The organism is Mucilaginibacter sp. HD30, assembly GCF_054061755.1.
On the sequence record NZ_JBSSEO010000001.1, the window covers coordinates 1539659 to 1554691 of the forward strand.

At 41.7% G+C, this 15033-nt stretch carries 14 protein-coding genes; 9 read left to right on the forward strand and 5 right to left on the reverse strand.

Annotated features, from left to right (window positions below; all coding sequences use genetic code 11):
* Positions 1 to 217: 217 nt before the first annotated feature.
* On the forward strand, positions 218 to 556 hold the full coding sequence (locus ACVW2L_RS07570) for a helix-turn-helix domain-containing protein (RefSeq protein ID WP_457127357.1): 339 nt from the start codon (positions 218 to 220) through the stop codon (positions 554 to 556).
* Between the two features lie 23 nt (positions 557 to 579).
* On the opposite strand, the gene ACVW2L_RS07575 is transcribed toward ACVW2L_RS07570, so the two are convergent.
* On the reverse strand, positions 580 to 822 hold the full coding sequence (locus ACVW2L_RS07575) for a hypothetical protein (RefSeq protein WP_457127358.1): 243 nt from the start codon (positions 820 to 822) through the stop codon (positions 580 to 582).
* Positions 823 to 1023: 201 nt separating this feature from the next.
* Between ACVW2L_RS07575 and ACVW2L_RS07580 the strand changes: the two genes are divergently transcribed.
* A complete protein-coding gene (locus ACVW2L_RS07580) occupies positions 1024 to 1887 on the forward strand; it encodes a sigma-70 family RNA polymerase sigma factor (RefSeq protein ID WP_457127359.1) in 864 nt (287 codons plus the stop codon).
* A 2-nt stretch (positions 1888 to 1889) separates the two neighbouring features.
* Here the strand turns inward: ACVW2L_RS07580 and msrA are convergent, their stop codons facing one another.
* A complete protein-coding gene (msrA, locus tag ACVW2L_RS07585; protein ID WP_457127360.1) occupies positions 1890 to 2336 on the reverse strand; it encodes a peptide-methionine (S)-S-oxide reductase MsrA in 447 nt (148 codons plus the stop codon).
* 169 nt (positions 2337 to 2505) lie between these two features.
* Here msrA and ACVW2L_RS07590 point away from each other — a divergent pair, with 169 nt between their 5' ends.
* The 7 genes from ACVW2L_RS07590 to ACVW2L_RS07620 all read left to right on the forward strand — a co-directional run bounded on the left by ACVW2L_RS07590 (position 2506) and on the right by ACVW2L_RS07620 (position 9469).
* Positions 2506 to 2805 carry an LLM class flavin-dependent oxidoreductase gene (locus tag ACVW2L_RS07590; RefSeq protein WP_457127361.1) on the forward strand — a complete coding sequence of 100 codons (300 nt, stop codon included), beginning with the start codon at positions 2506 to 2508 and terminating at the stop codon, positions 2803 to 2805.
* A 934-nt stretch (positions 2806 to 3739) separates the two neighbouring features.
* Entirely contained in the window at positions 3740 to 3895 is a 156-nt protein-coding gene (locus tag ACVW2L_RS07595; protein WP_457127362.1) for a hypothetical protein, read from the forward strand.
* 40 nt (positions 3896 to 3935) lie between these two features.
* Entirely contained in the window at positions 3936 to 6422 is a 2487-nt protein-coding gene (locus ACVW2L_RS07600) for a hypothetical protein (protein WP_457127363.1), read from the forward strand.
* The gene (locus ACVW2L_RS07605) at positions 6340 to 7977 is read left to right on the forward strand and encodes an SEFIR domain-containing protein (RefSeq protein ID WP_457127364.1); all 1638 of its coding nucleotides are present in this window, start codon (positions 6340 to 6342) and stop codon (positions 7975 to 7977) included. Before ACVW2L_RS07600 ends, ACVW2L_RS07605 begins: the two co-directional genes overlap by 83 nt.
* 29 nt (positions 7978 to 8006) lie before the next feature.
* Positions 8007 to 8654 carry a hypothetical protein gene (locus ACVW2L_RS07610; protein WP_457127365.1) on the forward strand — a complete coding sequence of 216 codons (648 nt, stop codon included), beginning with the start codon at positions 8007 to 8009 and terminating at the stop codon, positions 8652 to 8654.
* Between the two features lie 17 nt (positions 8655 to 8671).
* Positions 8672 to 9175 (forward strand): hypothetical protein, encoded by a 504-nt coding sequence (locus tag ACVW2L_RS07615; protein WP_457127366.1) that lies wholly within the window; start codon positions 8672 to 8674, stop codon positions 9173 to 9175.
* A gap of 18 nt (positions 9176 to 9193) precedes the next feature.
* Positions 9194 to 9469 carry a hypothetical protein gene (locus ACVW2L_RS07620; RefSeq protein ID WP_457127367.1) on the forward strand — a complete coding sequence of 92 codons (276 nt, stop codon included), beginning with the start codon at positions 9194 to 9196 and terminating at the stop codon, positions 9467 to 9469.
* A gap of 866 nt (positions 9470 to 10335) precedes the next feature.
* On the opposite strand, the gene ACVW2L_RS07625 is transcribed toward ACVW2L_RS07620, so the two are convergent.
* From ACVW2L_RS07625 to ACVW2L_RS07635, 3 genes are all read right to left on the reverse strand, one after another.
* Positions 10336 to 11802 carry a recombinase family protein gene (locus tag ACVW2L_RS07625; RefSeq protein ID WP_457127368.1) on the reverse strand — a complete coding sequence of 489 codons (1467 nt, stop codon included), beginning with the start codon at positions 11800 to 11802 and terminating at the stop codon, positions 10336 to 10338.
* A 411-nt stretch (positions 11803 to 12213) separates the two neighbouring features.
* Entirely contained in the window at positions 12214 to 13371 is a 1158-nt protein-coding gene (locus tag ACVW2L_RS07630; RefSeq protein ID WP_457127369.1) for a formylglycine-generating enzyme family protein, read from the reverse strand.
* A 7-nt stretch (positions 13372 to 13378) separates the two neighbouring features.
* The gene (locus ACVW2L_RS07635; RefSeq protein ID WP_457127370.1) at positions 13379 to 15025 is read right to left on the reverse strand and encodes an arylsulfatase; all 1647 of its coding nucleotides are present in this window, start codon (positions 15023 to 15025) and stop codon (positions 13379 to 13381) included.
* Positions 15026 to 15033: the final 8 nt, after the last annotated feature.

Consider the following 15033-nt stretch of genomic DNA (forward strand, 5'->3'; position numbering starts at 1 on the left):
GACTTCAACCTAAACCTTATCACAATGTGTAAGTGAGTACCTACACTTTACTGCAAATATACAAGGGACAGATCAATAATCCGATGATACAATAAAAGTTTACCTGGTCATTTAAAAATGGGATTGAAACCGTCATTTTATTAATATTTCCATTTAATTCTCGGTAGTACCGAACTGCTATAGAAACAAGGTCCGGTTTCATTATCATTTTTGATCCATGGAGCCGTTTAACTTTAATGAACTTCCTGAGGTAGTTCGCTTACTTTTCGAGAAAGTCGAATTGATAGAACAGATTGTAACCGGTCTGAAAACTCCCGACAAAGAAGACGATTTGCTGGATGCAGACGGCGCAGCGGGTTTTCTAAAGATATCCAAGGCTGCATTATATACAAAAGTGAGCAGAAAAGAAATTCGTTTCTATAAGCCGGGTAAAAGGCTGTATTTTAACCGGAAGGATCTGCAGGAATGGATTAACGCGGGAAAACGCAAAACGGCGCAGGAATTCAGAACTGAAGCAGATTTTCATACAAACCGGTTCGTTAGAAATGCCCGTTAACAAAATGAAATACCGCAGATCGTTTATTTAAGAACGAATTTGATGTGAGCCAGATATGGCACCAGCAGGTCTTTGGTTTGAAATGAACGGAACCTCATTATTTTATTCTCGTTAGGGTCATAATATACTTCGACATAAAAACCGGAAACTGAATATAGTTGCACAGTCAGATCATTTTCCTGCCTGTCAGCAAGAAAACTTCCCTGCCAAACTGCTTCAGCTTTTTTTTCCTCAGTTAAACCATTAAAATCATAAAGCGTAAACATGGCACTAAAATACACTTTATACATGTATTTGACATTCAATTTACACGGCTGGACGGATCTGTGCTTATCTTTGTATGTTAAAGATTCAAGGCACCAATTCTTCCCTGGCATCAGCTTTTGCTGTCATCTCTACAAGAAATAATTTCGCTTATGGCATCCTAAGGGATAGAATCTTTAGCATTCACATTTATAATAATACAAATGAGGCAACTAAAAATAAGTGAGTCGATTACCAATCGGGAGTCAGCATCGTTGAATCAGTATCTGTCAGATATCGCCAGGATCCCGATGGTAACAGCACAGGAAGAAGTGATACTGACGCAAAAAATCAGGGATGGCGACCAGGCTGCGCTTGAACGCCTAACCACAGCCAATCTGCGCTTCGTCGTTTCTGTAGCCAAACAATACCAAAGTTCAGGGCTTACCTTGGGCGATCTGATCAATGAGGGCAATCTCGGTCTGGTTAAAGCTGCAACACGATTCGACGAAACAAAGGGATTTAAATTTATTTCCTACGCGGTTTGGTGGATCCGTCAATCCATCCTTTCCGCTATCAATGAGCAGTCCCGCATGATCAGGCTACCCCTGAACAAGGTTGGGGATCTCTCCAAAATTGCGAAAGCAGCATCGCAACTGGAACAGCAATATGAACGCCAGCCTACGCCGGATGAATTAGCCGAGAGTTTGGATATTTCTGCCGAAAAGGTTAGCGATGTGCTTGGGCATGCTGGCCGCCATATTTCCTACGACTCCCCTTTTTCCAGTGATGAGGAAAACACTTTGCTGGATGTATTAAAAAGCGCAGAACCCGGGACGGATAAGGCCATGATCAATGAATCTTTAAGCATTGAGGTATCCAGCAGCCTCCGAATACTTAGTGAAAGGGAAAGGGATGTGTTGGAGCTTTTTTTCGGACTAAGAGACCGCCATGCCTATAGCCTGGAGGAGATAGGTGATAAGTTTAACCTCACACGGGAAAGAGTGAGGCAAATTAAAGACAAAGCATTAGCCCGGCTACGCAGCAGCAGACGGACAAATGAATTAAAAAGTTTTCTGGGCGATTGATTTTACCCCAGTTTCCAATCCGGTCTTTCAAAATGGCAGGTATAGCCGTAAGGATTTTTTTGCAGGTAATCCTGATGATCTTCCTCCGCATTCCAAAAATCTCCGGCCGGAACAACCTCCGTGACGATCTTTCCTGGCCAGATACCAGAGGCTTCCATTTCTGTTATCAACTCCACCGCAGTTTGACGCTGAATTTCATCTAAGTAGAAAATAGCGGAACGGTAAGAAGTCCCAATGTCGTTGCCCTGTCTGTTGCGGGTAGTGGGATCATGGATCTTAAAGAAATATTCCAATAAATGCCGGTAGGTGATCTTTTCAGGATCAAATGTAATGGCTATACCTTCAGCGTGTGTCCCATGGTTCCGGTAAGTCGCATTCGGAACGTCACCGCCGGTATATCCTACAATAGTGCCGGTTATCCCGGGTAACTGGCGGATCAGTTCTTCCACGGCCCCAAAAACAACCGCCTGCCAGTATCGCTTTTTCTGTACCCATATATGTTAATATTAAATCTTTTAATAGACGCAATTTACTTCAATATGTTTTTGATAATCCAAACAGTTGTAATTAGGAAACTGGGCTGACAGTTGATCACAGCACAGGCCGTAACTTTGCCCTATGGCAGCTATTAAATACTCGGTACTGGACCTGGCAAAGGTCGTTGAAGGGCACTCCATCGCAAATACTTTTAAAGGCAGTGTGGCCAATGCACGGCAAGCAGAGGCGTTGGGCTACACCCGTTACTGGTTTGCTGAACACCATAACATGATCAATGTGGCCAGCTCTGCAACCAGTTTAATGATCGGGCACATTGCCGCAAATACTTCGACCATTCGTGTTGGTTCAGGCGGCATCATGCTGCCCAACCACTCCCCGCTTGTAGTAGCCGAACAGTTCGGTTCGCTGGAATCTTTGTAACCTGGTCGTATAGATCTTGGTTTAGGCAGAGTACCCGGCAGCGACCAAACCACGGCGCATGCCATTCGCGGCGAGAACATGGGCGCTGCATTTCATTTCCCCAGGATGTGAATCGCTGCAGCACTATTTTGCAGGGGACCATCCCAATGGCGTGAGCGCAATTCCGGGGGAAGACCTGGACATTCCGATCTGGATATTGGGTTCGAGTCTGGACAGTGCTACTATTTCACAAATAATAGGTGATTAACATTAGCCCGTAAGGGAAGCTTTTCGAACCCCTTTTTAGCAGATTTAAAACTATTTACAGCATCTTAATATCACCTAAGCTATTGATTAATAGTCTGTAATATCATGTTCCAGGTTGTAGAACCGGGACTGCTTTAATAAAGCGTCCAGGCCTTCATCCGGCATCAGCGCGGTAGCTTTACTGATGTAGATTAAGTGATATAACATGTGTAAACTTCTCTAAGTAAAGGTAGTCTTTTCTGATGGTATCGCCAGCCAACAACTTTATTGATATCGTAACTCGCCATCATCATGGCTTAAAGGTGCACCCTGCAACTCTTAGTTGTCATCGGTTTTTCAGTCCGCAGGCTGGACATAATTCGAACCAAATTGTGGAACAATTAAAGGTAATAAACGAACTAATGGTTGCTTAAACGGGGTTCGATTCCCCTAGAGGATCATATAAATCTTTTTAATTTCTTAAAAATGTTATTTGTTTTTATTTGAATGCAGTTTTTGTGGTTTTCGATTCCCGGTAGGTTTTTCTGTAAAATCATCGCTATGTATATAACACCGCCTCTACGCCCAAATTCGCCGGGACTGGACTTATGATATGAATTAGCAGTGGTTGCTATGCTTATCCGTTTATGGCAAACAATTCAAAATTCGTGAGGATGCGCTGAGCGCTGCTCTTAACGAATTGATAATTATGTTAAATAAAACAATCGGCAGTAACTATAACAACAATGATAAACAACCTGTTATATTGGCCACGTTGCGCGACATTCATAAAGCGAAGATCAATATGGTACAATTAACACTGATTTGGTTTTCCGGCTGTAATTTTAACGGTAACGCTCTGTAACCGTATCTTTGGGTTATTAGTAATCCCCATTGACTAACTCATGTTTGCCCTAACTTTAAAACGCTTTGAATCGCTGATCATAGAACACAGGATTAATAGAGGAGCCGTCCAACAGGAGGAACTGACCGTGTTGTACTTTGAACTCGTTAAATTAACGGGTCAAAGTTATCAGGAATACAGACGCTACTTTCCCGCTTTTCTGAGCGTATTGGAAAGAAACAATGAGGAATGCCTCAAGTATGCGATTCAAAACTTTGAGGATCTGTATAACGAGGTATTTGTACAGCTTCCGTTCTATTCTTTCGATCTTTCCATAATGGAAAACTTGACGGATGTCGGGCTGGTTAATAAATGTTATGCGCAAATGCGGCTCACGCTGAGTAAAGGCGAACCTATCCGTATTTCGGATAACCCTTTTAACTTTTCGGAGTTTTCTACTGTAGAAAAACAAAAGATTGCCGGTGCATTTATCAATCTCTTGCAAGAGCAGGTCAAGGTAATCAATTGGACCAATCAGGATTTTGAAACCATTCATATGTTACTTCTGCCCTTGCATCAGCTACTGAAGGAATCGGGCGAACTAGAGATGTTTTATTATAATGCAGGCCTGCTGACCGATAAACTATGCGCAGCAAACGACTTTCAAACAGCGCGAAATTTCGCAGAAGAGATTATAAAGACCGGTTATGACGACGGATTGCCTGACCTGGGCTTCTGGAACTTATTCCGCATCCACGCGGTAACCAAAAATGCCAACGGCTCGTTGCTAAGCGGTTGTTTAACGTTTTTACACATTCTCGAAAATCGCTCGCAACTATCAGATCGTCAAGGCATCGACATGGTATGGCAAACCGTTAAATTGTTTCGCAACATTGAATTCTATGCCTGGGCCAGGAAATTCGATGAAAACAAGCCCGCCGAACTCGTATTCTCAGCATATCAGCGGCATGCCCTTGATCATAGCTATTTTTACTGTCTGCTGAAAAGCCGTGATCCAATAACATCTGAGACATTGTCCAACTATCTGCAAACTGAAGGAGCTGCTTTGCTTAAAGGTGGTTTGCAGGAGGCATCACCATGGTATATGCTACTGCTACAACTTCAGCGCATTTCTCCAGAGGTTTTTGCGAACCACTGCGAATTGGGTCGCTATTTGAAAAAATTTGAAGAAATTGTACCGGCTGAACAGCTGCAAAAACAACTCGCAATCGTTAAAGGCGAAGGCTCGGAACTGGTCAGCTATTTGAAAGAAGCCATCCTGAAATTAGAGAAAGTGGTCGGCCGGGATGATTTCGTTTATGATAATGGTGCAGCCTTGATGATCTCAAACCGAACACTGGACTATAGCTTTCGTCAAAAAAACCCAGCGAACTTTTTATTGGCCATGCGCCTAAAAGCCGATTACAGTATTCTTTTCAAACCTAAATACCCCGATGAAGTAACTCCGTTTCTACTGCCGCAAGATGATATCAGTAAACTTGATACGCTATATGATAATCCCGAAATCTGGATATCTTCCCTGATTGCCGAGTGTACAAACTTAGTTTGGCTGGGGGTTGTCGAAGGCAAGCTCTTTCAGCTTGGCTTTTTCCAGCATCATTTTTCGTTTTACGAGTCCCCGCATTGGTCACTTAGCAAGTTTTCTATTAAGCGAAACAGTAAATACTTTGCAAAACTTAAATTTCAAACCAGCAAAAAAATACGTGGCCAGGTCCGCTCCGTTGACCCCGAAGAACACCTCGCGGTTCAGGGCGAAATGGCGGAGCAACTAACTTTCGCCACGATCTACCCGCCAGCAGAAACGGCGGCGTTATGGGTAGTTAAGGATATTTTTTTGGCTCCTTTACCACATCAATTGTTGTTGAATGAATCCGGAGAGTTTCTTGCGAAGCTGCTCCCAGTAACAAATATTTTGTCGGCAGAATGGCTCCAGCAAAGGCAACAAGCGATATTGCCAGCCAATTATTCGAAATCAATATGGATACCTACCGAAAGTAATGATGATACGCTGCCTTACTTATATTCGCATCTTGAGGATGAGATCGTCAATCGTCATTTTTCTATTTATCAAACAATTGGCCTCACTGGGCCGCTGGCCACCGATCTTAATATTGTATGCGCTCATGGGGCAAATGACATTGCTGAATTTCAGGTTTTATACCACGGCAATGAAATGTCGCTTCAAATTGACAGAATCGTTGGGAAAGGGAAAATCCTGATCCTTTTCGTATGCCATTCCGGTTCGGCGAAAAGCCCGCTTTTTAAAAACGAAAGCGCTTCCTTAGTGAGCAGGTTTATTCAACAAGGATATGAGGCGGTTATCGCACCGGCATGGGCATTGGAAATTACTGTCGCAAAAATTTGGCTGCCCGTTTTTCTACGTGCGCTGGACGAGGGAAAGACTATTGATAAAGCAGTATTTGATGGCAATCGTGCGGTATGTAATGAAATACCGAATCCCGCTGCCTGGGCTTGTCTGCATTTGTATGGTAACCCCCTGTTGCGGCAGCAGGTTGATCCTGCCTGAAAAAGAAGCTCCTGTCCAAGGTCTCTCTATTTTTATCTTCTTTCAATTTAATATCTTTATCATTCATTACGTGAAAGCTGCCTTTTCAGCCGATCAAACCTTGTCTATGAACAATTTTTATCATATCAGTAGCAACAACAGTCCAACGGATTCGTCCAACCCATTCCAGTTGTCGGACTTGGGCGAGCGTCGGCCATCGATCACTATTGGCAAAACGACGCGCGATGGTTATGGCGGCAGAGGATCGAAATCACACACCTATTACACGGCCACAACGCCAGCGGATTATGACAGGCAGTTCGTTAACAAAATCATCAAGTATCAACCGCCTTACGAGGTTGACCAATTGTTGAATTATCACTTCGACTATTATATAAAAAGGTTTCCCGCACAAGCCGAGACCTTTCGAAAACATATCAAATACGTTATCATACCGCTAATTGAGAAGACCGAAAAGAACCCCGTGTCACTTGAATTATTACGCGAGTGGTTAGCCACGAACATCGGTCGAAGTCTTGAAAATTATCGCCTACATAACATCGTGCAACAGCCATCGACACAGGCCAAACAAACTTTAAATACTACATCAATGTCTGAGGTGTTTATTTCCTACAGCTGGGATTCCCAAGAGCATGAACAAAAAGTCCTTGAATTTACGGAGCATTTGCGCAAAAAAGGGTTTGACGCGAGGCTTGATAAAATGCTGAGCCAACAGGAAACAGCAACGAATTTTGTTAAAATGATGCATAAGGCTATGCATGAACACCTCAAAGTAATTGTCGTTTTGTCTAAGGGGTATAAAATTAAGGCGGAAACTTTTTCCGGAGGTGTTGGTGAGGAATACCAGCTATTGCTTAATGATATTAAAGATCATCCGCGAAAATACATCCTAGTTTCATTTCAGGGACGGTCGCCCGATATCATTCCATTTGGTTTACAAGGGCGGGATATTACGGATCTATCAGCCAACGGCGGGGAAGAGCAATTATTCAGGAAGCTGATGGATAAAGATGCTTATGAATTTTCGCCGGTAGCATCCCAAAAACCAATTCTTGAGCCAGTAAAAATAGGCGACTTTCAGGCGGGTAAACAACATTTGCCGCTTACTATTGAAACTCCAGAAGTGGTGAAAGGCGACACATCAAGCATGGGTGGGCAGTATAAATGGGTGGAGTTTGAACTTTTTTTAAAATTCAAAAACTCCGGTAGTAAAACCATAGAGGGACTTGCCTTCAGTCTTAAAATCAAACAACAGCTTGCACCTGAGTATTCAGGCCAACAAGCGGCAGAGGGATATTTCACTTTTACTGATAACATCTCCGCTAAGATATATCCAAATCAAACTGTAAAAAGTCAGGGATATAAGATCAAAATAGCTGGTTATTCATTGAACCAAATTTTAGGAACCTTTGTCACCATCGAAATTTTCTCAGATCATGGCACAGAGACTAAACAACTGCCTGTTGAAGAATTGTTTAAGCTAAACCCTGCAAATCAGCAATACAAGGAACCTTCACCATTAATAAAAGACCTCTTTATTGAGCGATGGAACTAAAAGCCATACCTTTTTGATCGAGCGATAAGATGAAAACATACGATAAACAATTGGTTCTTTCTTACGCTGAGGAAATAACTCAGGGTATTGGATTGACGAAATTATATACTGATGTCAATCCCCATTATAAAAATGCACCCTATAATTTTCATTTAGGCGATTACTATGCATTAGGGGAATTCGTGATCAGGCATTTTGAAGAATTGGGTGTCAAAAAGTCGATCCATGTCGTCCGTCGGTCTGAGGTCAATCACATCAATGGCTTGTATTTAAATATGGGAGCAAATATTTATATCATGATCAATGACAAAATGAATCTTTGCTGGACACGGTTTACAATCATCAGTGAGCTTTGTGCAACCTATGTTGATCATTATCAGAACGAAATAATCGAAAACACCATTTACCAGGAAAATGAAGACATCATCCAGGGTATTGAAGATACGATTGCACACCAGTTAAAATTTGCGAACCGGGATGGGTTGCGTGACGGCGACCTTGATAAAACAACCTTCGCCATGCTGCTGGCAATGGAACTAATGATACCACGGCATTATCGCTATATCACAGATGAATACCTATCCAAAGTAAAAGAGGGTTCCATGCAATTGTATGATGTTGCTACATCCTTGCTGATACCAGAGTTCATACTAAAGTTATACGTCGAAAATCAATAACCTAAATCCCTATACCGATGGCAGGCTTTTTAGATATCTATATTAAACTGATTATCGCAGTTCTTTCCTTTATCGCTCCGATTACTATTTACCTGTTATCAGTCGAAGGCCTCGACCTGACCCGTAAAATAACGGGTGAGCAGGAAAGGCAGATCGCATTATTGAAGAAAATCACTCCGCCAACGCATAATGCCAAAGTAAAGAAGACAATGAGAATAGGCGACAAAGGCATGGATAAGATGGTCAAAAAAAATAAACGACTGACTAATCTGCTTAATCCGGAGCGACAGATGTACCGCATATTTGTCACACTAACCGGTGCGCTTGCCTTTCAAATGTTTTATTACCTAAGCGCTGACAAGACGTTTATGCCTGATTATTATCATGGATTCACAACGGTATTCTTTTTTCTAAGTTTAGTCAGCTTCGTAATGGCTGTTTCAGTATTTCACCAAATCGCCCAGGCAATAATTTATTCTAAAAAGTTGGTCAGCGATTTGAATTCCAACGAATCGTTATAGTCCGTTTTCTAAAACAATATGGTATTTAGAGTACTCGAAATTATTGACAGCACAACTATCAGGATCACGCCCAATTGGAAATGGGTTGAGGTTTCAGGAGGTGTAGTGCAAATAGTAGGGTATTCACAACCGGACAATGAAATCGAAGACTTTGTTCAAGTCAAGCTTAATATGCTAATTCATGACAAATACATTGAATTAAAAAAGCCAATAGAAATCAATGATGGTGTGTTAAGATGCTCGGTCTACCTGAACCACGTTGATATTACTGAGTATTTCCCTGAGTTGAAATAGCCGGTTCCTAACAACGGCATTTAAAGGATCTCGTGTAGTTCCCGTGTATACACAAACAAACATCCCGTACTTTTTCCTACCTGAAAAAAAAAGGCTCTTTGCGCCGTTACCAATCATTGTCAACTCAAACAACCGTTATTGGATTATTCCGACGCTTTGGGATTTACGGCTTTTTGAGCCTCGCAATATCCTTCAACTTTTCGATTATTTGGTTCGATGTAGGTACAATAGAGCTCACGGAAAAATCCAGAATTATGTTAACTAGAAAACGAGGGATTTAATACTCTGAAAAATGAGGGCATTTTAAAGAACATATTAACTTATTGAATATTAGGTATCAAAAATTGGTGGTTTGAAACCTCAAAAACTCACCAAACGTTTCAAGTCTTTAACAAAAGAACTTGATATTAAGCCACTTACGCTACTTAAGGAAAAGTTCTTAATTGAATTTTTCCTTTTTTTATGCGATAAATTATTGGCTTCCAGGTGTTTGTGCCACCGTTAATTTGTGTTCGATAATTCATTCAAAAATATCCGATAAATCTTCTGAAATTCTTTAAAATGCTGTCTGTCGTTATTTAAATGCAGTTTTTTTGGTGTTCGATTCCCGTTAGGTTTTTCTACAAAATCATCACTATTGTATGTGTTGAATAATTTTGTAACCCATAAGGTAATTTCAGGTTTAGAGCAAATTTTGCTTATGAGCCTTCCCTAAAATGTAAAGAAAATGCAGAATTGTACGTATTTCTTCTTCATCTACGTGTATGCCATTGTTTCTTAGAATTTTAATTGCTTGTTCTTCCGAAACTTTCTTTGCCGTCAAATTAGTGACTTCGTAGTTTGGTATGTGCTTCATGTTCCTTTGATTAGGATATTGGAATTGGGATAAGTATTTTTGAAATTGCCTCATCCAATCTAAACGAATCAAACCTTACAGCTTCCCTATTAATGCTTGTCGGTAAGATAAGGGTGATGATTTTACGCTTATCTTCTACTGCCTGATCTTTATACCAATGATAAATATTGTTAATTGAAGCTATACCAGATTTTTCCGGCACATCAGTCTTCTTTAACTTGTCATTTACGCAGTCGATTTCAATATTAAGTTGTTGAATAGCATCCCTATAATTTTCCTTTATGGCCCTAAAATCATCTAACTCAATTTCATTTTTTATAAATAGTTTTCTTGCTGAAAGAATCAGGGTTTCTTGTTCATAAACTTGTCTTAAAAGTTGCTTTCGTTCAAGAATATGTTCCTGATCGGATAAAAAGCTTCCACTCGCCAGGATAAGATCAAATAATTCTTTCACCCCAGGTGACAGGCTGTATTTCTTTAGTTCATTTTCATAGGACTCATGCAATACCTCGGCTTTAAATCGTCCCCTGCATTTGGAACCTTGGCAATGGTAATAAGGATAGACCTTGCGTTTCCCTTTTGAAAAACTACCAGTTAGGTTACGATAACAAAACGGGCATTCTACAAAACCTCTTAAAGGAAATAAGTCTTTTATTTTTGATATTTGGCCTCGTTGCCGTTGTTTACTTTTTAATATTTTTTGGACCTCATTAAATAGGGTTTCTGTTATTAAAGATTCATGTAACGCTTTGATTTTTTTTGATTCTTCATTTGGTTCTTGTTGAATAAAAAAACCGCAATACAATGGATTACGAATCAATCGATAAAAATTACTGCTTTGACATCGAAGGCCTTTATTGTAAGCCATCTTTCTGACTTGTTCAGCAGCATATATTCCTTTAGCAATCTCTTTGAAGCACCATACGATCAAATTAGCTTCCGGGTATTTAGGAGTAATGTATTTTCTTCCATCCAAGCCAGTCCTATTTACATATCCCAATGGTGCTTTGCCTAAATGCCTTCCTGAGATTTTAGCACGCTTTAACCCCGCAGATGTATTCAAGGCGCGCCTACGATTTTCGGCTTCGGGTATTGACAGGTAGATAGCCAATGTAACTGTACTTTCGGGTACACTAAAGTCAATTGGTTGGTCAATGGCCATAGCTTGTACATTGATTTCCCGCAGCACTCCTAGCATATTATAGGCATTTTCTATGTTGCGACTGAACCTGTCCCATTTCAAAAACAGGACATTTTCGGAGTTTCTACCTTGATTTTGTTTAAGTTTTGCAAAAAGCAATTTCCACTCCGGGCGCTTAAAAGTTTTCGCCGAATAATCTTCGCGATAAATCCCCTTAACTTCTATATTGTTTAACTCACAATATCTCAACAGGCATTCTTCTTGCTCAGGTAATGAATACCCTTTTCGTTTTTGCTCGTCCGTACTGACGCGGACATATAAATAGGCTGATTTCATAAAAAGAAAGTGGGGGCAGGTGGTATCCATTATTTACAAAAGGGGGCAGATTTAGTAGAAACCAGGAATGCGTAATAATTTCCACTGAAGAAACTATAGCATACATTACGCGATATTAAATTTTTATTCATATCTGGAGCATACCCCAGCGCCATACATTTTCTGAATAACCAAACGACCTATGTAGAAAGATATCTGCTTTTACATTTTCCCGCCCCGGTCTCTATGTGTTTTACTAATTACCCGATACGGCAATAAAATAGAAAAGAGGCCGCGTCATTTGTATTTTGATACGGCCTCTTCAGCTCTATTCTGAGAGATTTGAACTAATTAAAAACAAATGTGCTCTAGCTAATCACATTAGCTTTTGTTGAACGACATGAGCTTTGCAAATCCGGCGATGGTGTTAACTTAAATATCCTTAACACACCTAAATCCTAAATGCTCCATACCGCTATCTTCTGTGCTTTTCATGCGTCGGGAAACCCGGTAGCCTGAGCAATAACTATCGTTACATAAAAACGAGCCGCCGCGTATAACCCTTTTTTTTGCATATGGCTCCTGGGGATCGTAGCTTTTGGAAGGTCCCTGAGGGTTTATAAGCGTGGCAATGCTTGTTGTAGTTTTATAGTAATCGTTGGTATAATAATCTGCACACCACTCCCAAACATTTCCGGCCATATCATAAAGGCCATAACCGTTAGGTTTAAAAGATCTTACAGGTGCAGCATAAAAAAACTTATCACGCAGGGTGTTTTTGCCCGGGAAGCTGCCTTGCCATGTATTGGCTTTTACGCTACCCGCATCAACGGGCTCATCACCCCATGGATATACCTTATTACTAAATCCACCTCGTGCGGCCCACTCCCATTCCGCTTCGGTAGGCAGGCGCTTGCCAGCCCATTTGCAGTAAGCAATAGCATCCAGCCATGCTATATGCACAACGGGATAATTACCTTTCCCGGCTATATTGCTGCCGGGTCCGTGTGGGTGTTTCCAATTTGCACCATTAGTCCAGTTCCACCACTGACTGTAGTCGTTTAAAGGCACATCTCCAGCCGGTTTTTTAAATACTAATGATGCCGCTACTAGTAAATTATCATCCGGTTTCGGCGTGCCGGGTGGCACCTGCTTTTTAAGTTCATTCCAATCTGGCTTGCGTTCAGCTATTGTAACATAACCGGTGGCTTTCACAAATCTGGCAAATTCATCATTAGTAACCTCGGTAGCATCCATCCAAAAGCTTTTAACTGCAACCTTATGTTTTGGATACTCATCATCGGCAGCCTCTTTATTGTCAGCGCCCATGCTATAGGTTGCGCCCTTTATAAGCACCATGCCCTTATGTGATGGTGGTATCGCATTAAGATTGCTATTTACAGGTGTTTCCAAAGATGGAAAGCGGTTCGGGATGCCGGACGAGCAGCAAATGGCAACTCTTTGTTTTTCGTCACTTATCAATGATGTTTTTTCAACAACAGGGAGCCCTGTAGGTTTCCGCGCCGATATTAACGAGCTAACAATTATGAGCGACAGCGCGCAGCCAGATAAAAAATAAACTCTTTTCATATTCTAATTATTGTAATCCCCCGCCTCCAGAGACAGGGTCCTGAACTTTACTTTTTCTATAGTCCTTCATCGTTTGAGGCTCGCGGCTCTCCAGTGTGCTAAAGTCAACTGCACCTACCCGTTTTGTCCACTCAAAATACGCTGTTGACAGACGGCTCACCTCTTCGTGGTGCGTTCGGGCAACATCTGTTGTTTCGCCACGGTCGGCTTCCAAGTCATACAACTCCCATGTGTAAGAGGGGTAGTGCGATACCAGTTTCCATTTTCCATCCCTTACAGCACGGTTACCTGCGCGTTCCCAAAACAAAGGCTCGCCGCGTTTCATCTCAGTTTCCTGCCCGAATAATACGGGGGTGAGACTTTTACCCGGCAGAGAAAACGTTGTTACGTTATTATATTTTGCCGGATACTTTGCACCCGCCAACTCATAAAAAGTTGGGGCAAGGTCTATCAGATGCCCGGTCCCCTTGCTAATACCTCCGGCTTTTATCTTACCCGGATACCAGGCAATAAAAGGCGAGCTTATACCCCCTTCATATACGTAGTCCTTAAAGGCAAGGAAAGGGGTGTTTGAAGCATACGACCAGTTTTTACCTTGCGATTCGTAAGAACCTATGGTGCCAACCGGGCCGGTATTACGTGTAGCACCGTTGTGCCACTTTACCCAATCCTCTGCTGGAGCACCGTTGTCAGATATAAATACGATAAGTGTGTTTTTGTCCTGACCGGTACGCTTTAGTTCTTCCAGTACTTTGCCGATGCCCTGATCCATTCTGTCAACCATAGCTGCAAATACTTCCATTTTCGCCGACCATTGTTGTCTTTGATCATAGGATAACCTGCTCCAATCGTAGATATCCGCATTTTTTGTAGAGAGCACAGCATCCTTAGCTACTATGCCTAGTTCCTTTTGTTTGGCAAATCGTTGTTTGCGTAACTCGTCCCAGCCCTGATTGTACTTTCCTTTGTATTTAGCTATATCTTCCGGCAAGGCATGTAAAGGCCAATGAGGCGCAGTATAAGAGAGGTATAAAAAGAACGGCTTTTTCAGGGTTTGCTGATCGCCGATGTATTTAACGGCGTGTTCCGTAATAACATCTGTCTGGTAAAATTTACCTGGTTCAAGGCTGTACGGTTTGCCATCTTCAAAATATGGTGATTTTTTGCCGCTGTTATAATCGCCCTGGTCAAAGTAACTTCCGTTTTCTGACAACAGCGAATGGTCAAAACCACGCTGCCATGGGTAACTTGGCTCTTTACCGCTCACGTGCCATTTACCCGCCATGAGCGTTGTATAACCCGCGCCTTTAAGTACCTCTGCAAAAGTGAGCGACTGCTGATTTATATAACCCTGATAGGAAGGAAGTCCAAGGTCGTTTGAAAAGTATCCTACTCCCGCCTTATGCTGATATTGGCCGGTAATTAAGGATGCGCGCGTTGGAGCACATATAGAATTGTTATAAAACTCTTTTAAACGAAGGCCTTCTGCGGCAAGCCTGTCCAAGTTGGGTGTCTTTATCTCTGATCCGTATGCCCCGATATCGGAATAACCCAGATCGTCAGCAAGTATGAGAATGATGTTGGGTTTGGTATTGTTTTGAGCAAACACGTTTCCTCCAAACAATAAGCTTATAATGATAATTGCTTTTTTCATAATTTTTA

Coding starts and splice junctions, on each gene's coding strand:
- ACVW2L_RS07625 (WP_457127368.1), bottom strand. CDS start 11,802: ATGAAATCAGCCTATTTATATGTCCGCGTCAGTACGGACGAGCAAAAA.
- ACVW2L_RS07610 (WP_457127365.1), top strand. CDS start 8,007: ATGAAAACATACGATAAACAATTGGTTCTTTCTTACGCTGAGGAAATA.
- ACVW2L_RS07620 (WP_457127367.1), top strand. CDS start 9,194: ATGGTATTTAGAGTACTCGAAATTATTGACAGCACAACTATCAGGATC.
- ACVW2L_RS07615 (WP_457127366.1), top strand. CDS start 8,672: ATGGCAGGCTTTTTAGATATCTATATTAAACTGATTATCGCAGTTCTT.
- ACVW2L_RS07595 (WP_457127362.1), top strand. CDS start 3,740: ATGTTAAATAAAACAATCGGCAGTAACTATAACAACAATGATAAACAA.
- ACVW2L_RS07570 (WP_457127357.1), top strand. CDS start 218: ATGGAGCCGTTTAACTTTAATGAACTTCCTGAGGTAGTTCGCTTACTT.
- ACVW2L_RS07600 (WP_457127363.1), top strand. CDS start 3,936: ATGTTTGCCCTAACTTTAAAACGCTTTGAATCGCTGATCATAGAACAC.
- ACVW2L_RS07635 (WP_457127370.1), bottom strand. CDS start 15,025: ATGAAAAAAGCAATTATCATTATAAGCTTATTGTTTGGAGGAAACGTG.
- ACVW2L_RS07580 (WP_457127359.1), top strand. CDS start 1,024: ATGAGGCAACTAAAAATAAGTGAGTCGATTACCAATCGGGAGTCAGCA.
- ACVW2L_RS07605 (WP_457127364.1), top strand. CDS start 6,340: ATGAAATACCGAATCCCGCTGCCTGGGCTTGTCTGCATTTGTATGGTA.
- ACVW2L_RS07575 (WP_457127358.1), bottom strand. CDS start 822: ATGTTTACGCTTTATGATTTTAATGGTTTAACTGAGGAAAAAAAAGCT.
- ACVW2L_RS07590 (WP_457127361.1), top strand. CDS start 2,506: ATGGCAGCTATTAAATACTCGGTACTGGACCTGGCAAAGGTCGTTGAA.
- ACVW2L_RS07630 (WP_457127369.1), bottom strand. CDS start 13,371: ATGAAAAGAGTTTATTTTTTATCTGGCTGCGCGCTGTCGCTCATAATT.